The 25,246-nt window shown below is 63.5% G+C and carries 23 protein-coding genes; 13 read left to right on the top strand and 10 right to left on the bottom strand.

Going from position 1 to position 25,246, the window contains the following annotated elements; translation table 11 throughout:
• Positions 1-6: 6 nt before the first annotated feature.
• Positions 7-201 (bottom strand): cold-shock protein, encoded by a 195-nt coding sequence (locus BLT08_RS01825; protein WP_006090124.1) that lies wholly within the window; start codon positions 199-201, stop codon positions 7-9.
• 160 nt (positions 202-361) lie between these two features.
• Here BLT08_RS01825 and BLT08_RS01820 point away from each other — a divergent pair, with 160 nt between their 5' ends.
• Positions 362-673: a hypothetical protein gene (locus BLT08_RS01820; protein WP_090303086.1), complete on the top strand. Its 312-nt coding sequence runs from the start codon at positions 362-364 to the stop codon at positions 671-673.
• A 255-nt stretch (positions 674-928) separates the two neighbouring features.
• A complete protein-coding gene (locus BLT08_RS01815) occupies positions 929-2,128 on the top strand; it encodes a redox-regulated ATPase YchF (protein ID WP_090303085.1) in 1,200 nt (399 codons plus the stop codon).
• Positions 2,129-2,252: 124 nt separating this feature from the next.
• On the opposite strand, the gene BLT08_RS01810 is transcribed toward BLT08_RS01815, so the two are convergent.
• Positions 2,253-2,477 carry a DUF8007 family protein gene (locus BLT08_RS01810; RefSeq protein WP_090303084.1) on the bottom strand — a complete coding sequence of 75 codons (225 nt, stop codon included), beginning with the start codon at positions 2,475-2,477 and terminating at the stop codon, positions 2,253-2,255.
• 176 nt (positions 2,478-2,653) lie between these two features.
• Here BLT08_RS01810 and BLT08_RS01805 point away from each other — a divergent pair, with 176 nt between their 5' ends.
• Positions 2,654-3,322, top strand: a complete 669-nt coding sequence (locus tag BLT08_RS01805) for a DUF8052 family protein (RefSeq protein ID WP_090303083.1) — start codon at positions 2,654-2,656, stop codon at positions 3,320-3,322.
• Between the two features lie 118 nt (positions 3,323-3,440).
• Here the strand turns inward: BLT08_RS01805 and BLT08_RS01800 are convergent, their stop codons facing one another.
• From BLT08_RS01800 to BLT08_RS01790, 3 genes are all read right to left on the bottom strand, one after another.
• Entirely contained in the window at positions 3,441-5,306 is a 1,866-nt protein-coding gene (locus BLT08_RS01800; RefSeq protein ID WP_090303082.1) for a carbon starvation CstA family protein, read from the bottom strand.
• A gap of 171 nt (positions 5,307-5,477) precedes the next feature.
• Positions 5,478-6,452, bottom strand: coding sequence for an ArsA family ATPase (locus tag BLT08_RS01795; RefSeq protein ID WP_090303081.1), 975 nt, complete (start codon positions 6,450-6,452; stop codon positions 5,478-5,480).
• Positions 6,453-6,455: 3 nt separating this feature from the next.
• Entirely contained in the window at positions 6,456-6,752 is a 297-nt protein-coding gene (locus BLT08_RS01790) for a DUF7990 family protein (RefSeq protein WP_006090117.1), read from the bottom strand.
• A gap of 114 nt (positions 6,753-6,866) precedes the next feature.
• On the opposite strand from BLT08_RS01790, the gene BLT08_RS01785 reads away from it, so the two are divergent.
• Complete coding sequence (locus tag BLT08_RS01785) at positions 6,867-8,186, top strand: CobW family GTP-binding protein (protein WP_090303080.1); 1,320 nt, start codon at positions 6,867-6,869, stop codon at positions 8,184-8,186.
• A gap of 50 nt (positions 8,187-8,236) precedes the next feature.
• Here BLT08_RS01785 and BLT08_RS01780 read toward each other — a convergent pair whose 3' ends face one another.
• Positions 8,237-8,653: an SRPBCC family protein gene (locus BLT08_RS01780; protein ID WP_090303079.1), complete on the bottom strand. Its 417-nt coding sequence runs from the start codon at positions 8,651-8,653 to the stop codon at positions 8,237-8,239.
• A gap of 106 nt (positions 8,654-8,759) precedes the next feature.
• Here BLT08_RS01780 and BLT08_RS01775 point away from each other — a divergent pair, with 106 nt between their 5' ends.
• Complete coding sequence (locus BLT08_RS01775; RefSeq protein WP_090303903.1) at positions 8,760-8,984, top strand: DUF8107 family protein; 225 nt, start codon at positions 8,760-8,762, stop codon at positions 8,982-8,984.
• Positions 8,985-9,057: 73 nt separating this feature from the next.
• Positions 9,058-10,641 (top strand): spermidine synthase, encoded by a 1,584-nt coding sequence (locus tag BLT08_RS01770; protein ID WP_090303078.1) that lies wholly within the window; start codon positions 9,058-9,060, stop codon positions 10,639-10,641.
• Positions 10,642-10,673: 32 nt separating this feature from the next.
• On the opposite strand, the gene BLT08_RS01765 is transcribed toward BLT08_RS01770, so the two are convergent.
• The 4 genes from BLT08_RS01765 to BLT08_RS01750 all read right to left on the bottom strand — a co-directional run bounded on the left by BLT08_RS01765 (position 10,674) and on the right by BLT08_RS01750 (position 14,596).
• A complete protein-coding gene (locus tag BLT08_RS01765) occupies positions 10,674-11,117 on the bottom strand; it encodes a universal stress protein (RefSeq protein ID WP_090303077.1) in 444 nt (147 codons plus the stop codon).
• Positions 11,118-11,228: 111 nt separating this feature from the next.
• The gene (locus tag BLT08_RS01760; protein WP_090303076.1) at positions 11,229-12,092 is read right to left on the bottom strand and encodes an SDR family oxidoreductase; all 864 of its coding nucleotides are present in this window, start codon (positions 12,090-12,092) and stop codon (positions 11,229-11,231) included.
• Positions 12,093-12,381: 289 nt separating this feature from the next.
• On the bottom strand, positions 12,382-12,807 hold the full coding sequence (locus BLT08_RS01755) for a universal stress protein (RefSeq protein ID WP_090303075.1): 426 nt from the start codon (positions 12,805-12,807) through the stop codon (positions 12,382-12,384).
• Between the two features lie 118 nt (positions 12,808-12,925).
• Positions 12,926-14,596, bottom strand: coding sequence for an acetate--CoA ligase (locus BLT08_RS01750; protein WP_090303074.1), 1,671 nt, complete (start codon positions 14,594-14,596; stop codon positions 12,926-12,928).
• 145 nt (positions 14,597-14,741) lie between these two features.
• On the opposite strand from BLT08_RS01750, the gene pdhA reads away from it, so the two are divergent.
• The 7 genes from pdhA (at position 14,742) to BLT08_RS01715 (ending at position 24,765) form a co-directional block, all read left to right on the top strand.
• Positions 14,742-15,881 carry a pyruvate dehydrogenase (acetyl-transferring) E1 component subunit alpha gene (pdhA, locus tag BLT08_RS01745; protein WP_090303073.1) on the top strand — a complete coding sequence of 380 codons (1,140 nt, stop codon included), beginning with the start codon at positions 14,742-14,744 and terminating at the stop codon, positions 15,879-15,881.
• 77 nt (positions 15,882-15,958) lie between these two features.
• Positions 15,959-16,468 (top strand): hypothetical protein, encoded by a 510-nt coding sequence (locus BLT08_RS01740; protein ID WP_090303072.1) that lies wholly within the window; start codon positions 15,959-15,961, stop codon positions 16,466-16,468.
• Between the two features lie 112 nt (positions 16,469-16,580).
• Positions 16,581-17,516 (top strand): ferritin family protein, encoded by a 936-nt coding sequence (locus tag BLT08_RS01735; RefSeq protein WP_090303071.1) that lies wholly within the window; start codon positions 16,581-16,583, stop codon positions 17,514-17,516.
• A gap of 520 nt (positions 17,517-18,036) precedes the next feature.
• The gene (locus tag BLT08_RS01730; RefSeq protein ID WP_090303070.1) at positions 18,037-19,791 is read left to right on the top strand and encodes a cation:proton antiporter domain-containing protein; all 1,755 of its coding nucleotides are present in this window, start codon (positions 18,037-18,039) and stop codon (positions 19,789-19,791) included.
• Positions 19,784-21,523: a cation:proton antiporter gene (locus BLT08_RS01725; RefSeq protein WP_090303069.1), complete on the top strand. Its 1,740-nt coding sequence runs from the start codon at positions 19,784-19,786 to the stop codon at positions 21,521-21,523. Before BLT08_RS01730 ends, BLT08_RS01725 begins: the two co-directional genes overlap by 8 nt.
• A 353-nt stretch (positions 21,524-21,876) precedes the next feature.
• The gene (locus tag BLT08_RS01720; protein ID WP_090303068.1) at positions 21,877-23,520 is read left to right on the top strand and encodes a long-chain fatty acid--CoA ligase; all 1,644 of its coding nucleotides are present in this window, start codon (positions 21,877-21,879) and stop codon (positions 23,518-23,520) included.
• A 24-nt stretch (positions 23,521-23,544) separates the two neighbouring features.
• On the top strand, positions 23,545-24,765 hold the full coding sequence (locus BLT08_RS01715; RefSeq protein ID WP_090303067.1) for an acyl-CoA dehydrogenase family protein: 1,221 nt from the start codon (positions 23,545-23,547) through the stop codon (positions 24,763-24,765).
• Positions 24,766-25,246: the final 481 nt, after the last annotated feature.

The following is a 25,246-nucleotide window of genomic DNA, read 5'->3' as shown; positions in this document are numbered from 1 at the left end:
CCGATATTATAGACGCTCGACGTTGGTCGCGCGCGGACCCTTGGGGGCCTGTTCGATATCGAATTCGATCTCTGTGCCTTCCTCGAGGTCCGGACCGCCAACGTCTTCCATGTGGAAGAAAACGTCATCGTCCGCATCGTCCGTCTCAATGAAACCGTAGCCGCCTGTGTCGTTGAAGAAATCAACCTTACCGTTTGCCATTACAACCAAACGTAGGGACGGTCCCCGGATAAGGGTTGCGAGGGTCGTGGTACCACGATTGGGAGACGCCGGTAGGGAGGTTGCGAAAACGACACCAGTTCAGTCGTTCATCGTCACCGACATCTTCAACACGTGTCGATACGTTCTCGAATCGAGACCAATGAGCATTCCCGAGACACTCGGACTCTCGAGTGCGGCGCTCGGTGCTGTCTTCGTTGCGGCCTGGATCGTTGCGATCGGCGTCGCACTGTACCGATACGACCGCGAGCGGATCACCCGACGAGAACTATCTCTGGCCGGCGGTGGCGCGCTCATGTGGCTGGCGTGGAGTCTCCTCCAAGTCGTCACCGCCTTCAGTGGCGCCGTGGCCACAGCAATCGACCTGCTCAGTCTCGGACTCTTCGTCACCGGCGTCTTCCTGTTGGTCCACTGGTGGCGCAGCCGAGATGCGGACGAGCGCGAACGGCTCTAACCGTGCACTGGAGACGGAAACGGCTCTGACCGGGTACCGGGGACGGGCCAGTACGGAGCGAATACCGGAGACGGGCCAGTACGGAGCGAATACCGGGGACGGGCCAGTACGGAGAGTACCAAACAGTGCGACGGCGGCGCCGGGGAGCGACGGTCTCGAGCGATGCGCGACCAACCTATTTCCGTGCTACGCACACCCATCACACGGCGAGAGCGGAAGGAAACCCGTTTAGTGACCCCGCTCGTGGGACGGACAATGAGTACGAGTTACCGGATCGGACTCGTCGGCAAACCCTCCGTCGGCAAGTCCTCCTTCTTCAATGCGGCGACGATGAACGACGTCCCCGAAGGCGCCTACCCCTTCACGACCATCGACCCCAGCGTGGGCGAGGCCTACGTCCGCGTCGAGTGTGCGGCTCCCGAGTTCGACGAGGAGTGCACCCCGAACGTCGGCTACTGCGACCACGGCACCCGCTTCGTCCCGACGAAACTCGTCGACGTCGCCGGGCTGATCCCCGGCGCTCACGAGGGCAACGGTCTCGGGAACCAGTTCCTCTCGGACTTGAACGAAACCGACGTGCTCGTCCACGTCGTCGACTTCTCCGGCGAGACCGACCTCGAGGGCGAACCCACCGAGGGCCACGACCCGCGCAAGGACATCGCGTTCTTAGAGGAGGAACTCGACCAGTGGTATCTCGGCGTCCTCGAGAAGGGGATCGACCGCTACGCCTCCGGCTACACGACCGAAGACGACGCCATCGAGGAGGAACTCGCCGTCCAGATGAGCGCGTTCAAGACCAACGAAGACGAGATCAAGCGACTCATTCGGCGCACGGACGTCGGCTTCGACCCCGAGGAGTGGGAGGACGACGACAAACTCGAACTCGCCCGCGAGATCCGCAAGGAGACCAAGCCGATGGTCATCGCGGCGAACAAGATGGACACGCCCGAAGCCCAGGACAACTACGAGGAGATCACGAGCGATCCGGAGTACGAGCACCTGACGATCGTCCCCTGCAGCGCTCACGCCGAGAAGGCCCTGAAGTCGGCAGACAAGGCCGGCGTCGTCGACTACCGACCCGGAGACGAGGACTTCGATATCGTCGGTGACATTTCGGACGAGCAAGAACAGGGGTTAGAGCAGATCCGCGACTTCCTCTCCGAGTACGGCGCGAGCGGCGTGCAGGCGGCCATCGAGACCGCGCTGTTCGACGTCCTCGAAGTGACGCCGGTGTTCCCCGGCGGCGCGAACGGCCTCGGAAACGAACGCGGCGAGGTGCTGCCCGACTGTTATCTGATCCCGCCGAACTCGACCGCGGAGGACTTCGCGTACAGCCTCCACTCCGATATCGGCGACGGCTTCCTCCACGCCATCGACTGCCGATCGAACCGGCAACTCGGCAAGAATTACGAGGTCGAGTCGCGGGACGTGATCGAGGTCATCACGACGAACTGAGGCCCTCGAGAGAGATCCGGACGACGAGAAAAAGCGTCTTTTCCGCCGCTAGCGCTTCGGCGAGCGTCGGCCGCCTGCACGAGTGCTAGCCGCTCGAGTCACCGTCGCGTCTCGCCGGTTCGGACTACCGTCCCCAGATCACGCGCTGGGCGGCGTCGTCGAGACGGCTCGAGACGCCCGAGAGCCACGCGCCCGGCGAGAACGTTCGCAACTGGTCTTCGTCGACCTCGATCCGGTGCTCGCCGTACGGATCTCGATCGGCCCGCTCCTCGGCGGACCGGTCCGCGTTCGCGACCTCGGTGGCGACCGACATCGAGCAACGGCCACACGCTTCGCGGTTTTTGGCCATAGTGGTCCCGTGTTGGCGATACTGAGGCTTAAGTGCTGGCACGGGCGAACATCCAACCGCACAACGGTGCCGACGGACTTTTGGAGTCGTCGTGCCATCAGCCCACATGGACCGGCCACGCGCCGAGTCGCCACCGCTCGGCTGGCACGCCCCGGAGGATCAACTCGGTGACCGATATGAGTGATCGCACACGCGACCCCGACGACGGCGAGACCGCCGGAGAGCCGCTCGAGGCCACGACCCCGGATGCGGACGCCGAGCCGTCTCCGAGCGAGACGCTCGAGGGCGTCCCCGACTGGGACGACGAGTACGTCGACCGGGTGAGCGACCGACTCATGCACAACTACGACCTCGAGAAGGACTACGCGGTCGAGGGCGAGGCGTTCACGCTGTACGGCCAGATGGCGCTCTCGAGCAAGAAACACTTCCTCCACCCCGCGCTGTCGCTGGCCGAACACGAGTCCACCGAACACCTGTTCGTCAGGCGGGTCGACCGCGTCGACGACCGGACGCTCGACCGATTCGTCGACCTCGGCGAGCGACTTGCCGACGACTGGATCGATCCCGACGAGGAACACTTCTCGACGGACTTTACCTTCGTCGCGGTCGCTCCCTCGATCCCCGACGAGATCCGCGACCGCGTCACGGGATTCGACGGGAGAACGCTGCTGAAGTACGGCTACCACGGCCACTACGAGATCAACCTGGCCGTCGTCTCCCCCGAGAGCGAGGCCCTCGCCGCGAGCGAGAACGCCGACGTCGCGACCGCCTTTCGCCTCTGGGACTCGATCGAACGCGAGGAGCCGGGCATTCTCGATCTGATCTCCCGACGGTTACAGCTGTAGTCGCGACCGACACGGCGAGTCTCTTTTCGCTCCGAATCCGCGCGACGAGCGGTCGCAGTCGCTCTTACTCGAGCCAAAAAAGCAAAATTGCAGTCGAAATCGCAACGCCGAGTTGCGATCAGTCGTCGTCCGTACTCACGTCGGCTGCAACGCCGTCACCGGTCTCTCGAGCCGTCTGCATGTTGTCGTAACCGATCTTGAACAGCGACAGCGCGAGGTAGATGAGGACGACGATGATCACGAGCTGGGCGACCGCCGACACCTGCCCGATCAGTCCCGTCTCCGCCTCGGCGGTGATACCGAGCAGTCGACCCGCGAGGATCTGGTAGATCCCGACCCAGCTGAGGCCGATAACCGTGATGAAGCCCATCAACAGCATCGGACCGCCGGTCGAGATCAGCTGCTTGGATTTGCTCCAGTTGGCCAGCCAGACGGTGCCCGAGAGCAGCGCCAGCGACGCCAGCAGCTGGTTCGCACCGCCGAACAGCGTCCAGAGGTCCTCCCATCGGCCGCTGCCGAGCAAGAAGAACGCCGCGACAGCGATGGCCGTCGTGTTGATGTAGCGGTTGGATGCGTACTCCTCGACCGGCGTCTCCGGCGTGCCGACGATCTCCTCTAGCATGTACCGGCCCAGTCGAACGGCCGTGTCCATGCTCGTCAACAGGAAGCTCGCGAGCACGAGCGCCATGAACGGCGCGGCGTACTCGAACGGAATGCCGAGCGCGGTGAGGATCGCCCCGCCGCCGGTCGCGAAGTTCGGCAGCGCGAGACCGATCCCGCCGTCCGCAGCGGGAATCGCGACGATCGTCACTGCACAGAGAGCGACTGCCGCGAGCAGCCCTTCCGCGAGCATCCCGCCGTAGCCGATCAGTTTGGCGTCGGTCTCCTTGTTCAGTTGCTTCGAGGTCGTTCCCGAGGACACCAGCGAGTGGAAACCGCTGATGGTCCCGCACGCGATGGTGAGGAACAGAAGCGGGAACAACGGCATGAGCGGCAGCATCTCGGCGAGTGGTCCGCCTTCGCCGAGGAAGCCGTACCAAGCCCCGGTCGCAATGTCGAAGCTCAGTTGATTACCGGTATCGGGGTGGACCGCGTCGCTGCCCATCCCGGTGATGAACGTGCCGACGATGACCGCCAGCAGGCTCCCGCCGACCCCCGTGTACAGGAGGAACGACGAGAGGTAGTCACGCGGCTGCAACAGCATCCACACCGGTAGGACGCTCGCAGCGGCCCCGTATACGAGTATTATCAGCACCCACGCACCGATGTTCGCGCTGTCGAGCAGTTCCGGGAAGAACGCCGTCGACTCGAGCAGAACGATCGTGCCCTCGGGATACTCGCCGGGGACGATCGCGAGCGGGTACTGGATGCCGACCCAGACCGACGCGAAGACGCCCGCGACGAAGACGACCGTCCCGACCGAGAACGGCAGTCCCATCTGGTACAGCCAGATTCCGAAAATGAACGCGAGCGTAATGTACAGCAGGCTCGCGGTCGCCGCCGACGGGTAGGCGTTCAACACGACCCCGATGACGAGTGCGAACACTGCCACGACGAGGATCGTCAGCAAGAACGCGAACCACAGGAGCATGTTTTTGCCCCGTTCACCGACGTACTCGCCGATGATGTAGCCGATCGACTTCCCCTCGTGTCGAAGGCTGCTCGACAGCGAGATGAAGTCGTGAACCGCGCCCATCAGCGGGTTCCCGATCGCCACCCACAGCACGGCCGGCACCCAGCCCCAGACCAGTGCGGCCGTGATCGGCCCGACGACGGGTGCGCCGCCCGCGATACTCGAATAGTGATGCCCCAGTAGTACCGGCTTCTTCGCCGGGACGTACTCCTGTCCGTCCTGGTACTTGTGTGCTGGCGTCTCCCGACTGTCGTCTAACCCCACGAACTGTGAGAGGTACCGTCCGTACCCGATGTACGCGACGGTAAACGTCGTCAGCACCAGTGCCACGATCCAGATTACACCTGCCATGGTATTGTCTCCCTAACCGTGTGTTGAACGGGAGCATTATAAATATAATTTATTGTGGTTTGTTCTAGCCCTGATCATATGCCCAGATACCCCCGAGAACGGCGATTGTTGTAAACCAAACAGACACTCCGCTCCGTGATAACCGTTCGATCGTGAAAACGACCGAGTTTCTTAGCTCGGCCGCGGTCGGTCATCACCAACCGAAATCTCGAGTTCGCCGGCGACGTCCTCGAGGATACTCCCCCGAACTTCCGCGACGCGCGTCTCGATGGTCGCGACGACTGGCGCGTCGAACTCCCGCTCGATATACGCCAAACGGTCGCGCTCCGTTTCGACCCGGTCGCGGAGGTAGGTCGCACCGCGGCCCTCCTCGTGGGGCTCCGGCTCGGGCGTCAGCCGGTTGACGACGAGGCCGCGAACGGGCAACTCGGCCTCCGAGAGCGTCTCGAGCGACCGAGCAGTTTCCCGGATCGAGAGCTCGTCGGGATTGAGGACGAGGTAGAACGAGGCGTCCTCGCGGAGCACCTCGCCGGCGAACTCGAAGCGTTCTTTGCGCCCCTGCAGGCGCGCGAGGATCGGATCGCCCTCCATCACTCGCCGGGGCTCCTGGTTGCCGATCGCGGCTTTCTCGAAGAGGTCGATGCTGCGTCGGCGTTTGTCCATCAGCCGGTCGATCCAGCGCTCGAGGAGTTCCGGCAGAGCGAGCAGGCGGAGCGTCGACCCGGTCGGCGAGGTGTCGAACACCACCCGATCGTAGGGGTCTGCGTTCCGCATGACCTCGACGAACCGGTCGAAGAGGGCGGCCTCGTAGGCCCCCGGCGTCTGGTGGGCCATCTCGAGTTGAATGTCGACCTCGTTGACCATCGCCGCCGACAGTTGCGAGTCGAGCTGTCGACGCAGGTCCATCAGGTGATCCTGGACCTCCTGTTCCGGATCGATCTCCATCGCGGAGAGCCCGTCGTAGCCCTCGACGGGCTGCGGTTCGTCACTGAACTCCTGGTCGAAGACGTCGGCCGTGCTGTGGGCCGGGTCCGTCGAAACGACGAGCGTCTCGAGTCCGGCCTCGACGCACTCGAGCGCGTAGGCGCTCGAGACGGTCGTCTTGCCGACGCCGCCCTTGCCGCCGAAGAAAGTGAAGGTCGCCATCGATCAGAAGTGGTACTGGTGGCCCTTGCGTTCGATCACGGATTGGCGGTCCCACATGCGCCGTTCCCAGGCCTGATACTCGTCCTCGAGGTAGGGTAGCAGTTCGGCCGTGTAGTAGGAGACGGGACTCGGAATGCCGAAGGCGTCGGGGAAACACGCCAACATGAACGCATCCTCCGTGTCTTCGGCTTCGGCCTCGATCTTCTCGTAGGCCGGGTGCGTGAACATCCCGTGAAAGAGTCCGCGGAGCCACTCCTCGAGTGTCTCCCGGAACGACGCGATCCGATCGGCGAGTGTCATCGTCGGTCATGCTCGGGCCCGAAGGCAAAAAGCTGTCGCGTCGAACACCCCGTCCGCGAGCCGTGTCGGCCGCAACACGACGCTTCTTGACCCTCGAGTTACAACCTCACCGGTATGTCATCCGAATCCGGCGGCATTCCCGTCACCGTGCTCTCGGGAAATCTCGGCGCGGGCAAGACGACGCTCCTCAATCACCTGCTGAAGAACGCGGGCGAACGCGACCTCGCCGTACTCGTCAACGATATGGGCGAGGTCAACGTCGACGCCGAACTGGTCGCCGACGGCTCCGACCTCGACCTCGAGGACGGCGTCGCGGAGCTCTCGAACGGCTGTATCTGCTGTGAACTACAGGACGACCTCGAAACCGCCGTCGTGCGACTCGCCCGCGAGCGCGACTTCGATCACCTGCTCGTCGAATCCTCGGGGATCTCGGAGCCCGAACCGGTTGCCAGGCTCTTTACGACCACCTCTCGAGTGGCAGCCAGCTACGAGATCGACGCGCTCGTGACCGTCCTCGACACCCGGCGGTTTCTCGACTGCTTCGCCGGCGACGAGGTGCCCGAACGGCAGGGGAACGTCGCGGGCGACGAGGAGGACGAAACGCGCCCGCTCTCGGATCTCATGATCGAGCAACTCGAGGTCGCGAACCTCGTTCTGTGCAACAAGGCCGACCTCTGTACGCCCGAAGAACTCGAGGAGGCCGAGACGCTCGTTCACGCGCTCCAGCCCGAGGCCGAGATCGTCCGCACGGAGTTCAGTGCCGTCGATCCCGGCCGCGTACTCGGCATCGGGCTCTTCGATCCGGATCGGATGGGAGAGATTGCCGGCTGGCAGCGCGCGCTGGCGGACGAGGGCGAAGATGGTGACGACGAGCGCGGCGAGGATGAACACGGCCACAGCCACGACCACGGCGATGGACACGACGAACACGACCACAACCACAGCGACGACGGGCACGATCACGATCACGACCACCGCCATCCCGACGAGGTCTACGGCGTCGACTCCGTCGTCTTTCGCGCGCGGCGGCCGTTCCACCCCGAACGGTTCGCGTCGTTCCTCCGGGAGCTTCCCGACGGGATCGTTCGCTCGAAGGGAGTCGTCTGGATCGCCGGACGAGACGTCAAAATAGACGTCTCCCACGCGGGCCCGTCAGTTCGCGCGAGCACCAACGGCCCGTGGATCGCCGCCCTCCCGGAGGTGCAGCGGGACCTCTACCGATCCAACCGACCCGATCTCGAGTGGCACGATGAGCACGGTGACAGACGGACGGAACTGGTCTTCATCGGCACCGACACCGACGAGAAACGGATCGGGGCGATGCTCGAAGACTGTCTCGTCACGGACGAGGAGTGGGGCGAGGAGACCGATCTCGAGAACCCGTTCCCGAGCGAGGCGGACGACGGCGACGGTGTCGTCCTCCGAGAGCCCTGACCGGTTTCGGTAGTGCTACGAGAGCCCCGGATCGATTTCACGACTGCGACTTACTCGACGTCGCCAAACTCCTCGACGAGCGCGTCGAGCGCTCGTTTCAGTTCGCCCTTCCGTTTCCAGGCGGCCAGCCGATCACCGAACGGAAGCGGTGCGGCGAGCGAGACCGACGACCGAATCGTAATTTGCGTGCCGTCGGGCACGTCCTCGAGGTCGATCCACGTTTCCATGTGGGAGAACGGCCCCTGGTCGCCCTCCTGCGTGTAGTAGATCGATTCATCGCGCTCCTCGAACCGCAGCGGCAGTTGCATGCCGGGGCCGCTGGCGACGACGATCGTCGCGTCCCCGTGCTCGTCGATCGTCTCGACGGTGAAACTGCCCTCCGCCTCGACGATCGTCGGCGGATCGAGCCACCGGGCCACCACGACCGGCGACGCGTTGACGACTCGAGAGACCGTCACCTCGCGCATACCGGCCACCTTCGTGGGAATCGATATAAATGCCCGTGTCGCCGAGTGTGCGACGGCCGACTCCGACAGGGAAACGGATAAGTGGGCGACGTTCGCGTATTCAGCCATGACAGACCCCGACGCCGAACCGGACGGGTTGAAGGAGGGACTCGAGTCCTCGGAGGGTGACCCGCGCGTACTGGTCCCGCTGAACGCGGTGCTGTCGACGCTGTTCGCCGCCATGTTCGTCTGGGGTGCGGACCTCGTCGGGGCCCTCGAGTTCGGCGTCGTGACCGTCGCCGTCGTCGCGGTTGCGGTGTTCGTGCTCACGCACGTTATCACGCGGCCGTAGTAGACCCCGGAAAGCGTCCCGGACCGCTACCGAGACGACAACTACTCACGGCGGGGCCCATTCAGATCGGGTAATGGACGTGCGGACCGCCGCGAACTATCGACCCACGAAACCCGAACTCGCCGTCTTCGTCTCGGGGGTCACCAGCATGGGTCTCGAGATTTTGGCCGTCCGACTCATCGCCCCCCAGTTCGGCAGCCACATCTACACCGTCGGCGGGATCCTGACGGTCGTCCTCGCCGCGTTGAGCATCGGCTACTGGCAGGGCGGGAAGCGAGCCAGCACCGCGACGAACCGGGAGATGTCGTGGCTGTTGCTCGGGACGGCAGTGTACGTCGCGGTCGTGATCTACGCGAGCGACTTCCTCCTGCGGTACACCGCGACGCTCGCGTTGCCCCCGCGATACGCCGCGCTCCCGGCGGCGATCATCCTCTTCGGCCCGCCGACGTACCTGCTCGGATTCATCAGCCCCTACGCCGCGGAACTCTCACAGAAGCAGGGAACCGGCGAAGCGTCGGGACACGTCTACGCGCTGGGGACGATCGGCAGCATCCTCGGCTCGGGAGCGACCACGTTCATCCTCATTCCGGGGCTGAGTATCGACGGCATCGGCCTCCTGTTCGGCCTCATGCTCGTCGGCACGGCGTTCGTACTCAATCTCCCCACGCTCCCGCGGAAACCCGTCCTCACGAGCGTCGTCGTCCTCCTCCTGCTGGTCGCCGCGACCGGTGCCGGGCCGGTCGCCATCGATCACCGCGGCGACGTCGTCTACCAGACCCAGACGGCCCATCAGGAACTCGAGATCGTCGACGACGGCGACGAACGAACGATGTACTTAGACGGCGCGCGACACAGCGCGGTGGACCTCGAGGATCCCGACCGACACGTCTTCGAGTACACGACCTACTTTCACTTGCCGATGCTCATGACCGACGACGTCGAGGACGTCGACAACGTGCTGTTCATCGGGGGCGGGGGCTACACCGGCCCGCAGGATTTCGAGGAACAGTACGACGTCGACATCGACGTGGTCGAGATCGATCCCGAAGTCACCGGAGCCGCGGAGGACTACTTCGGCCTCGAGCACGACGAGAACATGACCTCACACGTCTACGACGGGCGGCAGTTCCTCCAGAGCACCGACGAAACCTACGACCTGATCGTCCTCGACGCCTACAAGCAGGATCAGGTCCCGTTCCACCTGACCACCGTGGAGTTCATGGACCTCGTGAGCGACCGACTGACCGACGACGGCATCTTCCACGCAAACGTCATCGCCGCACCGAACGGGCCGGCCGCCGAGTTCTATCACGCCCAGCAGGGGACGATGGACGAGGTTTTCCCCGACACATACGCCTACCGCACGTCTGACTCGAGTGCCATCCAGAACATCCAAATCGTGGCGACGAACGAGGAGACCGGATTCTCCGAGGCCGACCTCCTCGAGCGCAACGACGACCGCGAACTGAGCGTCGACCTCGCGGACCAGATCGACAACCACCTGGGCGAACCCGACCCCGACGCGCCGATCCTCCGGGACGACCGCGGCGAGGTCGACAGCTTGCTCGATCCGATGCTGGGCCAGCGATACGTCGTCGAAGAGACGGGCGGGAGTTCCTCGAGTGAGCCGCCGGCCGCACTCGCGCCGGCAGCGTGACGTTCACGTGAATTAGTGGCAACTAAAACGATTTACTCTCGGACGGTAAGGACTGGAACCTCGCTCTTTCGGACGACTTTTTCGGTGACGCTTCCGAGAACGAGTCGGTCGACCCCAGCACGGCCGTGCGTTCCCATGACGATCGCATCGATATCGTGCTCGTCGACGTACTCGAGGATCTGTACGTGTGGCTTGCCGTGCTCGATCGCTTGAACGACCACGAGGTCGTACTCGCTCGCGCGGTCGGCAACGTCGGTCGTGGCCGCGTCCCCTTCGGTTCGCTGTTCCTCCACGACATCGCCCCACTCCGAGGAGGCTGGGCCGGAACCGGCGGAGAATTGACCGAGCGGAATCGGTTCGACCACGTACAGCGCGTGGATCGCGGCGTCGTTTTGCCGAGCGAGTTCGATTCCCTCTTCGACTGCGGCCGCTGCCGGCTTACTCCCGTCCGTGGGGACGAGTATTTGATCGTACATGATGTGTAGTACTCCCACGTGGCCAAAAATAGTCGTTCCGCCAGTTCTACGCCGCTAGTAACCGGGTCGTGAACGTTCGGTCGGCCCCGCCGTGCGGGCGACAGCCGAAACTCACTCCGGCCGGGAGTACTCCGGATCGAACAACTGCGCCGATCCGGGCGCCGGATCGCCCTCGGTCAGATTGTACTGCGAGAAATCGTCCACACCCGCTTCTCGAAGCAGTTCCTCGTCGTAAACGGCGTTTCCGGTGAACTCGGCCGGGTCGCGACCGAGGATCTCGAGCACCGTGTCACTGACGATTTCTGGCGTTCGCCAGTCGTCTTCCGTCCCCATCCCGAAGTACCGCGTCGCGCGGGTGTCGATCGCCGTCACGGGCCAGAACGTATTACAGCCGACGTCGTCGCCGCCGAGCTCGCTCGCCAGCGTGAGCGTGACGAACGACATGCCAAGTTTCGACCACGCGTACGGGCCCGATCCGGGGGAGCGGTCGATGCCGACCGGCGGCGAGTTCGTGAGCAGCCAGGCGTTCTCGACCTCGCGGAGGTGGTCGGCGAAGGCTCTCGAGGTGAGGTACGTCCCCCGAACGTTGACATCGGTCATGAGGTCGAACCGCTTGGGCGGGAGGTCCTCGACGGACGCGAGCTGGATCGCGCTCGCGTTGTTGATGACGATGTTGACCTCCCCGAACTCGTCGATCGCGTGGTCGGCCGCAGCCTCGACCGCCGCCTCGTCGCGGACGTCGAGCTTGATCGACAGCGCGTCGACGCCCCGCTCCTCCGCCTCGCGAGCCGTCTGCTCGATCGACCCCTCGAGGTCGCGGTCCTCGTAATCGTCGTCTTCCTCGCTCGTTTTCCCGGTCGAAACGATGTTGCAGCCCTGCTCCGCGAGGGCGAGCGCGATCGACTTGCCGATGCCGCGGGTCGTTCCCGTGATGAACGCCGTCTGGCCGGAGAGATCCGGTTTCTCGAGTGCCATGCACACACATCGACCGTCGAACGGATAAGAGTCAGCAAACGGGCAGGTGAGACGGAGATGCTCCCGCGATTCGGCTCGAGACGCCGTCACAGCCCCGCTACCCGGTCCGTCGAACGGCGAGAGAGACCGGGCGTAAACCACTGGACGCAATAACAAATCGGCAGACGACGCGGCGCCATCGGCTGAAGGCAGGTCGAATCCGCGCTTAAACTCGAGCGGAGCGCGGCCGCTCGCGACTCGAACGATCAGAAATCCGTAGAATCGATCGAAAGACCGGCCCCGAACCGACTCAGTCCCGCCCGCCGCCCGTCACGACGACCGGGCGATCGGTCTCGAGGATGACCGACTGCGTGACGCTGCCGAACACCGCCTTGCCGACCGGCGAGCGTTTCCGGCCGCCGAGGACGATCGAGTCGACGTCGTACTCTCGGGCCGTCTCGAGGATGTCCCCGCCCTCCGCCCCGCCGCTTTTGTCGAGGACGGTGACGTCGACCGAGGCCTCCTCGAGTCGCTCCGCTGCGCGTCGGACGGAACTGATTCTCGAGGCCGATTTGTACTGCTCGAACTCCTTTGGCAGGTCCGCGCTGTCCTCGTCGAAGATGAACAGGATGTGCGCTTCGACCGATTGCGCTGCGTCCGGCAGCGAGGCGACGTACGTCGCCTGTTTGATCGCCCGACTCTCGTTCGTGTCGACGGGGAGTAGCACGCGGTGCATGGGGTAACGTTCACACAGTGGACTCATAAAACCGACTTTGACTGTCGGTTCCGGGGAATCAGCCGTCTCGATACGCTCCGCGAGGAGTCTCGAGTCGGTAAACCTACAGCAAACCGTATCAGTCGTCGGTCCCGTCCGAGGGGGTCCCGCCATTTCGGAGCGATCGACGCTGGATCTTGCCGGTGGTCGTCGTCGGAAGCTCCTCGACGAACTCGATGTGTTGTGGGTACTCGTACTCCGCGAGGCGCTCCCGAACGAGGTCGCGAATCTCCTCGCGCAGTTGGGCCGGGTCGTAGTCGGCAGTCGCGGGCTGGACGTAGGCTTTGATCGCCTCGCCGCGGGTCTCGTCCGGGACGCCGACGACACCCGCCTGTTCGGCGTCGGGGTGGTGGAGGATGGCCTCCTCGACTTCCATCGGGCCGACGCGGTAGCCGCTCGTGAGGATCACGTCGTCGGTGCGGGAGACGAACCACAGGTAGCCGTCTGCGTCGCGCTTCACGAGGTCGCCGGTCCTGAACCAGCCCGAATCGGTCTGCTTCTCGGCCGTCTTCTCCGGCAGCTTCCAGTACTCGTCGAAGAAGACGCGTCGGTCCCCCGGTTTCACCGCGAGTTCGCCCACCTCGCCGGTCTCGAGTTCTTCGTCGCCGTCGGGGTCGAGCACGCGAACCTCGTAGCCGGGGAACGGCTTCCCCATGCTCCCAGGCCGAGTGTCGAACCAGGCGTCCGAGTTGCCGACGACGAGGTTGAGTTCGGTCTGGCCGTAGAACTCGTTGACCGAGACGCTCTCGAAGGTGGCGTCGACCCAATCGACGACTTCGGACGTGAGGGGTTCGCCCGCCGAGGCGAACGTCTCGAGCGAGAGATCGAACCGGTCTTCGGGATCGTCGACCGACATCAGCATCCGGAGCGCAGTGGGCGGCATGAACGCCTTGTCCACGTCGTGTCGTGCCATGAGGTCGTAGGCCGCTTCGGGATCGAACCCGTCGCGCGGCCAGCCGACGATCGTACAGCCGTGGTGCCAGGCGGCGAAGAGCGTGCCGCCCAGCGCGGCCCCCCAGGCCCAGTCGGCCGGCGTCCAGAGAGTGGTCTCACCCGGCTCGAGCCCCTGATCAAAGTAGTTGTACGCCGCCGCGGCCCGGCCGAGCCAGAGAGCGTGACTGTGGCGGACGCCCTTCGGCGGTCCCGTCGACCCGCTCGTGTACATGATCGCCGACGGCGTCGCCGGGGTCGCGTCGTAGACCTCGAGACCAGGATCGTGGGCCGCGAGCAGGTCGTCGAAGGCGCGGGCGTTCCCCGAGACCGAGTCGTCGGTTCCGAGTTCGATCACGTGCTCGAGGTCGGGACACTCGTCTCGAATCTCCTCGACGGTTTCGCGGACGCTCGGATCGACGACGACGGCAGTGGCCTCGCTATCGGAGAGCCGATACTGCAGTGCGTCGCGCCCGAAGAGCACGGTTAGCGGGACGGAGACGGCACCGAGCTTCCAGTTCGCCAGATGGGTGATCGGATTCTCCGGCTTCTGCGGAACGACGGCGCCGACGCGGTCGCCCGCTTCGACGCCGAGGCCGGCGAGCGCGGCCGCGAGCCGATCGGAGCGATCGTCGAGATCGTCGAAGGAGTACGTCTCGAGACCGCTGTCGGGATCCTCGTAGCGGAGCGCCGTCCGACTCGTGTCGTCGTGTTTCCGGAGGAAGTCGACGGCAGGGTTGAACGCATCGGGAAGATCCCACTCGAACGCCGCTCGTGCCTGCGTGTAGTCCTCGAACGTCGGCATCACCGTCCAGGTCATACGCAGCCGTACCGGGGCCAGCACATAGCGTTTTTCGCCACGGTTCCGTCGGTGACCCGGTCCCGTCGGTGACCCGGTCCCGTCGGGTTCCGACTGCAGTTCCGGCACGAGTACCGTTATGTAGTCCGAACCCCACGGTGCAGGCATGTCAGAAGACGCCCTCGAGCACGCCGTTCTCGAGCGAGCGCCGGACGATCGGATTCGGGTGCTCGATAGCGACGGGGCCATCGTCGCACCGGACCTCGAGCCGGAGCTCGAGGACGAGACGCTGCTCGGAATGTACCGCGATATGCGCTTTTCACGGCGGTTCGACGAGCGAATGATCAGCCTCCAGCGACAGGGCCGAATGGGGACGTACTCCTCGCTGGCCGGCCAGGAGGGCTCACAGATCGGGTCGACCTACGCGCTCACGGACGACGATATGATCTCCTACCAGTATCGGGAACACGGCGCGCTCGTCTCCCGGGAGCTACCCTGGGAGTACCTGCTGTACTGGATGGGCCACGAAGATGGCAACGCGGCGATCGACGAGATCAACGTCTTCCCGCTGAACATCTCGATCGGCGCCCACCTCCCCCAGGCGGTCGGCTGGTCGTGGGCCGCGAAACTGAACGACGACGAGCGCGTGAGCCTCGTCCACTTCGGCGACGGGTCGACGTCGGAAGGCGACTTCCACGAAGCGATGAACTTCGCCGGCGTCTTCGATACGCCCACGGTCTTCTTCTGTAACAACAACCAGTGGGCGATTTCGGTCCCGCGAGAGCGCCAGACGGCCAGCGCCACCTTAGCGCAGAAGGCCGACGCCTACGGCTTCGCAGGGGTGCAGGTCGACGGGATGGATCCGCTGGCGAGCTACGTGGTCACGAAAGCCGCACGGGAAAAGGCACTCCAGGCAGACGGCGACGGCGACCGGATGCGACCGACCCTGATCGAAGCCGTTCAGTACCGCTACGGCGCGCACACGACGGCCGACGATCCGTCGGTCTACCGGGACGACGAGGAGGTCGAGCGCTGGCGCGACCGGGACCCGATCGATCGGTTCGAAGCGTACCTGCGCAGTCGCGACCTGCTCGACGACGAGCAAATCGAGTCGATCGAGTCCGAAATCGACGCGACCCTCGAGCGCCTGATCGACCGCGCGGAGGACGCCGATTCGGACGTCGACCCTCGCGAGATGTTTCAGTACGTGTACGCGGACCCGACGCCGCGACTCGAGGAACAGCGAGCGGATCTCGACGCGTTGCGCGAACGTCACGGCGACGAAGAATTACTCGATTACGAATGAAACTGACAGCTCGCCTATAAAGCGAACACTGGGACAGGCCAACGACTACCCGGGCGTCCTCGACAGACATAGACGAGATGCAACTCGAGCAGCCGACTCAGAGCCAGAGCCGGACAGCCGGCTGGAGCGGAACGATCCCTAGTGCGGTCGACGCGCGGGTTCTCGGACTCGTTGTCGTCACCGCGGGACTCGCGGCGTCGGTGAACGTCCCGTACGGCGGGTTACCGGTAGCGCTCGTCGCGTTCGTCGCGCTCGTGGCTGCGGGCGTCGCCGTCCACGTCCTCGGCGAACGAAAGCTGCGCCGGATCACCGACGGGCTCGTCGAACGGTGGGCCGCGGCCGGCGGTCGAATCGACGACGTCACTCGCTCGTCGGACGGCATGCGAACGGAGTGGACGGTTCACACCCCCGACGGCGATATCACCGTCGGCGGGATCGCACTGGTCCCGGTCGCCCAGCTGTCCGTCGAGTGGCAGGGCGTCGGCGACACGATGGCCGCCAGCGAGGCCGAAGAGAACATCGACGCGCTGGCCGAGAGCCTCTACGCGGAGATCTTCGAGATCGGCTCGGCACCGCAGCGAGCGTAGTTCGCGGACTGCCGCTTCGGGCGAGGACGACGCCAGTGCGGGATACCGACGACCGGTTCTTTCACCGTCTGATGAAGAGCAGTTTTAGTAGCCGCGCCGACTAGTTTGGGTCATGGCAACGGACTACACACCGTCCGAGCTGATGGATCGGGAGTCACGATCGAACCGATACTACCGGAACGCCGTCGAACGGCACTGGGATCCCGGCGAGATCGACCTCGAGCAAGATGTGAAAAACCTCCTCGAGTACATCGAGGGCGCCGAGGACTACGACGCCCAGGCGTGGGACCGAACGCTGAACGGCATCGCCAAGTTCGGTGCGGGTGAGGACGCCGTCACCGAGGATCTCGCGCCGCTGGCGACGGTGCTCGAGGACATCGACGACCAGCTGTTCCTGACGACCCAGCTCTACGAGGAGGCCAAACACGCCGACTTCTTCGACCGCTACTGGCGCGAGGTGATCTGGACGGTGGAAGACGAACTCGGCTGGGAACGGTCGAACCCCCGCGACGAGAAGTGGTTCAACGACCCCTACATCGAACTGTTCGACCGGAACAAGAAAGCGCAGGATCGACTGCTCGAGGACGACATCCCCGAGAACCGCGCGAAGGCGTACTGCCACTACCACCTCACCGTCGAGGGGATCCTCGCCCAGACGGGCTACTACGGGATGCAAACCTCCTACGGCGGCGAGTTCGAGGAACTGCCGTATCTGCCGGGACTGGTCGAGGGCTTTACGAAGATCAGAAGCGACGAGGGCCGCCACGTCGGGTTCGGCATGAATCAGCTCAAGACGCTCATCCGCGAGGAGGGCGTCGATCCCGAACTGATCGAGGGGACGGTCAACGAACTGCTGCCGCTCGTACAGGGCATTACCGAGGACGACCGATTCCAGCCCGACCCCGGTGAGGAGCGCGTCGGTCTGCAGGACGGGGAGCTGGCAGCCTACGCCGTCGACAAACACACCGATCGGATGCGCCAGATCACGGACGCCGCAGCCGACATCCCCGACGTCGACGAGTTGGTGCGTCTCGAGGGCGACGATTGACAGCGAACTCCGCTCGAGTCCAGTTCGGTTAGCGACGGAAGGTCGATGAGCGGTCGTCGAATCGGTGCGCTCGCACACGGATTTACCGTTCAGTACAGGCGAAGGCGTTACCGCTGCGGTCTGAGCACAAGCGTAGCACCCGCGAACGAGCGAAGCGAGTGAGCGGCCTCCTCGTGAACGAAGTGAACGAGGGCTCGGGGAACGAAGTTCCCCGGTGTTTTTAGCGTAGATTTTTGCGCCCAGCGCGGGACCATAGGTCCCGCGAGCCGTGCGAACGGGCGCTTCGCGCCCGTGAGCAGACGAGCGGTTCCTCGCGCAGCGAGGAATCCCGAGGCGGAAAAAGGTACGTGGGCAGCAGAACGTGATCGAACTACCGAATTACTGTTGAGAATGAACTGCTGAATCGAGAGGATGAGTACTCCGTTGTTCTTCAGTTGCCGTTCGTAAACCCCCGTTTACTAATCCCGCAGAGGGTTTTTCGCATTACGGACTCAAAGAGTCCACACAGGTGAACTAGGAGATGGTAGATGTCGGCCTCGCGAGCGAAGTAGCCTTTATCCTCGTCGCTGCTGCGTTCGTCGGGGTCCTCGCGGTTCGGCTGGGTCAGCCGACGATCATCGGATACATCCTTACCGGCGTCGTGATCGGTCCGGTTGGACTCGGACTCGTGGAACCGAGCGTCATCACCGAGACGATGGCCGAACTCGGCCTCGCATTCTTGCTGTTCTTGCTCGGAATCAAGATGCGTTTCGACGAGATCCGACATCTCATCGCCCCAATCGTAAAGATATCCGTTCCACAGATGGCTGCGATCGGACTCGTCGGGTTCGGTCTCGCGGTCACCCTCCCGTTTTCCTTCGAGGTAGCGGTGATCATCGGGCTGGCGGTAATGTACAGCTCTACCGCCGTGGTCATCAAGATGCTTAACGATAAGGGCGAAGCGACGTCGCTACACGGCAAGATCGACGTCGGTGTGCTCCTCGCCCAGGACATCGTCGTCGTTATCATTCTCGCAGTGCTGGCCGCAGGCCGACCCGAAGGCGCCGCCGACATCGCGGCGACGCTCGCTATCGTGATGGTGCTCGTTACAGTTACTGCAGTTGTGGCGATCACGGCGTCCAAATACGTGCTTCCGCCACTTTTTAGACGGATCGCCGACGACACGACCCTGTTTTTTCTCGTCGCCATTTCGTGGCTCTTCCTGTTCGTTCTCGTCTCCGACCAGATCGACGTCCTCCTCGCACCGTTCGGGGTCGACGCGTACCTCTCCGTCGAGATGGGGGCGTTCCTCGCCGGCCTTGCGATCGCCCAACTGCCCTACAGCAAGGATCTCCAGGGCCGGGTCAACCCGCTGACGGACCTGTTCGTGATGGTGTTTTTCGTCTCGGTCGCCCTCGACTTCGAGGCCAGCGATCTCCTCGCGTACTGGCAGGAAGCCGTCGTCGTCGCTGCGGTGTTGATGGTCGTCAAGTTCGTCGTGTTCTTTACGCTTTTCAACTGGCAGCAGTTCGACCTCGAGACGTCGTTCCTCGGCAGCGTCGGGATGATCCAGGTTAGCGAGTTCGGGATCGTCATCGCCGTCGCTGCGGCCGAGAGCGATCCTCCGTTCATCGGGCAAGCGGAGCTCGGCTTCATCACTCTCCTCGCGCTCATGACGATGAGCGTCTCGGTGTACTTCATCCAGTACAACCGAGAGCTGTTCGAGCGAGTGGAACCGTACCTCTCGCGGTGGGAACAGTCCGATCCCGTCGAACCGGCCGATACGGAGTATCGAGACCACGTCGTCGTGGTCGGCTACGACGAAATCGCACGCAGGGCGTTGCGGATTCTCGAGGATCAGTACGACGAGATCGTAGTCGTCGACCGGAACGTCGAGCACATCGAAGCGATCGAAGACGCCGGGTACGATGTCCTGTTCGGCGACTTCCGGTACGAGAAGATTCGCAAGGACGCCGGCGTAAAATACGCCGACTTCGTGTTCTCGTCGTCGGATCAGCTGGAAATCAACGAGATCCTGCTCGGGGAGACGACGGCGGAGACGACCGTGTTCGTCGAGGCCAAGACTGCCAAAGAGGCAGAACGGCTGTACGAACTCGGCGCTCAATACGTCATTTTGGCCCCACAGCTCGGTGTTGCACAGTTCATCCAGTACCTCGAGTCATACTTCGAGGACAGACCGACCTTCGACCGGGAGATCGCCGCCGACATGGAGTTGTTGCGAAGCGGGCAGCTGTTCCCCGACGTCACGGATCGTCCGGGTGGTGACGATGACTGACGTCGCGTTACTCACCGCACTGGCGATCCTCTTCGTCGTCGTCGGGCCGCTGTTGCTGGTCGCGAAGGGGCTGGGACTCTCGCTGATCCCGTCGCTGATCCTGGCCGGGTTGCTCGTCGGACAGCTGGATGTCATCGAGGAAGAGATCATGCTCGAACTCGCCCGGCTTGGGATCGCGTTTCTCGTCTTCACGTTCAGCGTGCAGATCCACACCGAACGCGTCCGGACGGTCGTCTCAAACACCGAAATTGTCGCCATCGTTCAGGCGGTCGTCCTCGGTGCGCTCGGAATCCTCTTTGCAATCGTAGTCGGCGTCACGCTAGAACTCGAGGCGCTCGCCGACGTGGGGCTCGACGAGCCACTGACGGTCGAACAGGCGCTTTTCGTCGGGATCGCGGCCGCGCTCTCGTCGTCGATCGTCGGGACCACGCTGTTTACCAGATCACAGTCCGACATCGTTCACGACTACCTCTCGAGCGAGATCGATTCGTTCAACGACCTCCTGGCGGTGATCCTGCTGCTCGTCGTCAGCGCTGGTGCATTCGCACTGGATCCGGTCGCGACGCAGCTTGGATACGGGGTCATGCTCATCGCCGCGGCGATTGTCATCAACCGGTATCTCTTCGGAATCATCGACCGACTCGCCAGAGGGTCCGACGAGGCGATGCTCATCAGCATCGTGGCGCTGTTGATCGGCTTCCTCGCTACGGCGGAGTTCCTCGAGACATCGATCGTCGTCGGCGCGTTCGCCGCCGGGATCGCAGTCAGGGATAAGCCCGTCGAATACTCGGAGGTGTTCAACGGGTTGACCTCGATCCAGGAGTTCTTCGTCGCGATCTTCTTTGCGACCGTCGGGGCGTTGGTGACGCTCCCTCTCGATCCCTTCGTCCCCGTTGCCACGCTCGCCCTCGGGCTCGTGGTCCTGACGGTCGTGATCAAGCCGATCGTCACCGGTGCCCTGCTCGTGTACACCGGATACGACAGGCGATCAGCGACACTGACGGGGCTCGACCTGGATCACGTCGGCGAGTTCAGTGTCATCGTGGCCATCGAGGCGCTCGTTCTCGGACTGCTGATCGAGCCGGTGTTCGAGGCGATCATCCTCGCGGCCGCGGTGTCGATGATCCTCTCGAACCTCACCCACACGTACGACGACGAGATCTACGGGTTCGTGGCCGGTCGCGGTTGGCTCGGTCAGCCGTATCACGACGTCGACGACTGGAACTCTGTCCCCGACGACATCTCCGACCACGTCGTCATCGTTGGGTACGGCCGGCAGGGCCGACGGCTCGTCGCGTTCTGTGAGGAACTCGATCAGTCCTACGTCGTGATCGAAAACAACCCGCAGGCACTGCCCGATCTCCGGACCGACTGCGACGCCTACGTGTTCGGCGACGCGATCGAGCCGGAAACGGCGGACGTGTCCAACCTCGAGGAGGCGCGCCTGGTCATCTCTACGGCCGAATCGAAATCCCTCACGGAGTATTTCCTGTCGTATGCCGATACCGTCGACGTCATCGTCCGGACCAGGGAGCTGCCGATGGCCGCCGAGCTCATCGAGCGAGGGGCCACGTACGTCATCGTTCCGGACCTTCTCGCCGCCGACCAGCTCGCCGACAGCCTCGAAGCACTCCTGAACGGAGAGTACGATTCCGACGAACTACGGACGGAGAGTATGCGCGAACTCGATCTGGAGCGTGCGCCACCGTCTCGCTCCAGCGCGGATCGATGACGTACTCCGAGGAGTACAACAGATAAGGAGAGAGAAGCGAGCGCAGGGGCTCGAGGGACCAACGGTCCCTCGGTGTTTTTCATCGAATTCTGAAAGCGCTCTACGCTTTCGGGCCCATCAGAAATCTCCGATTTCTGAAGATGTTTTTGCGCCAGCACGGGACCGGAGGTCCCGCGAGTCGTGCGAACGAGTGCTTCGCACACTCATAAACGCCGTGGTATGACACGAAACGACACACCACGGTTCTCGTAATAACTCCATTGGTCCGTCTGACAGGATGGTGTTCCGGGCGCACCGCGTCCCCGAGGGGCGGCCGAACAGTTAACTGTCTGACCGTAATATTTGCCCCAGTCATGATGGGTGTCCAGTTAACACTTGACAAGCTTCTCGAGCGTGCGGTCGACCTGTTCCCCGACCGGGAGCTGGTGACGAAACTCCCCGACGGGAGTACACACCGGTACACGTACGCCGACGCGTACGAGCGGATCTGTCAGCTCGCGCACGCGCTCGACGAACTAGGACTCGAGGCGGGCGCGCGAGTCGGCGTGGTCGCGACGAACCACTACCGGCACTTCGAACTCTACTTCGGGCCGGCCTGCTCCGGGCGGTCGATCCACATGTGCAACATGCGCCTGCCCGACCACCACTTCGTCCACACGATCGACGACGCCGAAGACGAGGTGCTCTTCGTCGATCCGGCGTTCGTCGAGAAGGTCGAGGCGAACGCCGACGACCTCGACAGCGTCGATCAGTATGTCGTCCTCGGAAGCGAGAGGGATATTCCGGAGACCGACCTCGAGCCGGTGACCGACTACGAGTCGCTGCTCGCAGACCACCGGACAGAGTACGAGTGGCCGGATATCGACGAGGACACGGAGTACGGCATGTGCCACACCTCGGGGACGACGGGCCTCCCGAAGGGCGTGCCCTACACCCATCGAGCGATGTACCTCCACAGCGTCATGGGCGGCCACGTCGACGCCAACGCGATCGGTGAACGGGACACCGTGCTCCCCGTCGTCCCGATGTTCCACGCCAACGGCTGGGGCATTCCCTACGGCGCGACGTTCGTCGGCGCGAAGCAGGTGTTCCCCTCGATCCACACCGATCCCGAGTCGATCGCCCACCTGATCGACGAGGAGGAGGTGACGTTCTCGGCCGCCGTCCCGACGATCTGGCTCGAGATGGCCGAATACCTCGACGAGAACCCGGAGGTCGACATCTCCAACATCGACCGGCTGACGGTCGGCGGCTCCGCACCTCCGGAGTCGCTCATCCGCCGCTACGACGAGGAGTACGACGCGCCGATCCTCCAGGGCTGGGGAATGACCGAGACGTCGCCGCTAGGCACGCTCAGCACGCTCCGAAAGGAAGTCGCGGAGCTCCCGGCCGACGAGCAGTACGAGTACCGCGCGATGGCGGGCTTTCCCGTGCCCGGAATGCAGGTTCGCGTGATCGGTGATGACGGGGAGGAGGTCCCGCGGGACGGCGAGACGATGGGCGAACTCGAGGTCCGCAGTCCCTGGGTAACCGACCACTATCACAACCGTCCCGAGGAGAACGAACACGCGTTTACGGAGGACGGCTATCTTCGGACGGGAGACGTCGCCGTGCGGAACGAGCTGGGCTACGTCGACGTCGTCGACCGCGATAAAGACATGATCAAGTCCGGCGGCGAGTGGATCTCCTCGGTGCAACTCGAGAACGAACTGATGGCCCACGAGCGCGTCGCGGAGGCGACGGTCGTCGCGGTCGAGCACGAACGCTGGCAGGAACGGCCCCTCGCCATCGTCGTCCCGACTTCGGGAGCCGATCTCACCGAGGACGACCTCGAGAGCCACCTCGCCGAGACGTTCCCGGACTGGTGGCTCCCCGACGCCTACGAGTTCATCGAGGAGATTCCGAAGACTTCGACGGGCAAGTTCGACAAGAAACGGCTGCGGGATCGGTTCGATATCGTGCTCGAGGCAGACGACGGGGAGGAGGCTGAACGTTAAGTCCGATCGCACGGTCGTTGTGGTATGTCAACGAACGGCAGTGGTGGCGTGAGCTTCGCCGTCGACGACGAGACGGGACTGATCCTCGACAGCCTCGACGAGTTCGTCGCCCAGGAAGTCGAGCCGATCGTCGACGAGTTGGGTGACGTCTATACGAACCCGCGAAAGGGCCACCGCGAGGACGGCCGGTGGACCGACGAGTTGCTCGAGGCCCGCGACGAAATTCGCCGTCGCTCCGCGGAGGCCGGCTTCTACGCGATGAACCTTCCCGAGGGCGTTGGCGGCGAGGACGTCTCGCCGGTCACCTGGTACCGGGCGAAAAAGCACCTCGCCTCCTACGGTCCCGGGATGGCTCGCTACGTCCTCGCCGGCCCCGAGGGACCGAAGCCGCTCCTGTTGCAGGCCGAAGGTGAGCAGGTGGAGCGCTACCTCGAGCCGACCGTCCGCGCCGAGAAGTCGACGGCGTTCGCCCAGACCGAACCCGGCGCGGGCTCGGACTCGCCGAACATGGAGACGACGGCCAGAAAGGAGGGCGACGAATGGGTATTAAACGGCCGAAAACAGTGGATCACCAACGCGCCGTACGCGGACTTCGTCCAACTCTTCGCGCGGACGACGCCACAGGAGGAGGCGGGTCGCTACGGCGGAATTACGTGTTTCATCGTTGAACGCGAGGAGTACGAACTCGGCTCGTTCAACAACGCCGTCGGCTCCGTCGGCTCGCAGGCCGAGATCGTTCTGGACGACGTCCGGATTCCCGAAAACCGCGTACTCGGCGAGGTCGACGGGGCCTTCTACGCGGCGATGGACTTCCTCTCGCTCGGTCGGCTCGAATTGGGCGCTGAAGCCGTCGGCTACAGCGAGTTCTTGCTCGAGGAGGTCGCCGAGTACGTCACCGAGCGCGAGGCGTTTGGTCGGTCGATCGGCAACTTCCAGCAGGTCTCGGCGAAACTCGCTCGCGGGAAGGCGAAGACGTACGCCGCGGACGCGGCGGGGCTCAAACTGGCCTGGAAGATGGCCCAGGACAAGCGGACGGTGATGGACTCGTCCGTGCTGAAGTGGTTCGCCACGAACGTCATGTGGGAGGTCGCCGATGCCGCGGTGCAGGTCAACGGCGCGAACGGCCTTGCAGAAGAGAACCCGTACATGGATCTGCTCCACCAGGCGCGGATCCTGCGGATCGTCGAGGGCACCGACGAGATTCAGCTCAACACGATCGCGAAGTCGATGGGAATTACGGAGTGATCGGCCAGTAGCAGTTCAGTGGTTCAATCAGGGACGCGTTCACCGGTCCGTCGACATCTCACTCGCCGGGTAAGTGTTGCTGCAACGACTATCTATGTAGTAGCCGCTGAAAGTCAATGCACACCTGATCGAACGACTGCTATGCGATCTGTGAGTAAATCATTTCAGTTATCACTATAGAAAGACCTATTGAGCCCCACCGTTTCTATTAAAAGATACGTATCCAAGAAGCGTTCCAAGCGTTAAGAGTAGCCCGCCCAAAATCATCAGAAATGGGATGGCACTTTGCTCTACACCGCTCAGGTGCTCTTCGATTGTCAGTAACCCACCTACTAACGAGATGTGTAGTCCAATAAGACTAATATGTATTTTCTCCATGTAGTGGGATAGGATAGTATCGAATAAAAATTTTCCCTTATAGTGGTTAGAGTTAAGATTTTAATCGATAATATATTAATACATTTAGTTTGGATATTTGATA

The sequence above is a fragment of the Natronorubrum texcoconense genome (assembly GCF_900100335.1).
Lineage (GTDB): Archaea > Halobacteriota > Halobacteria > Halobacteriales > Natrialbaceae > Natronorubrum > Natronorubrum texcoconense.
Note: the sequence above shows the minus strand (reverse complement) of the source record. Positions and strands in the feature narration are given on the sequence as shown.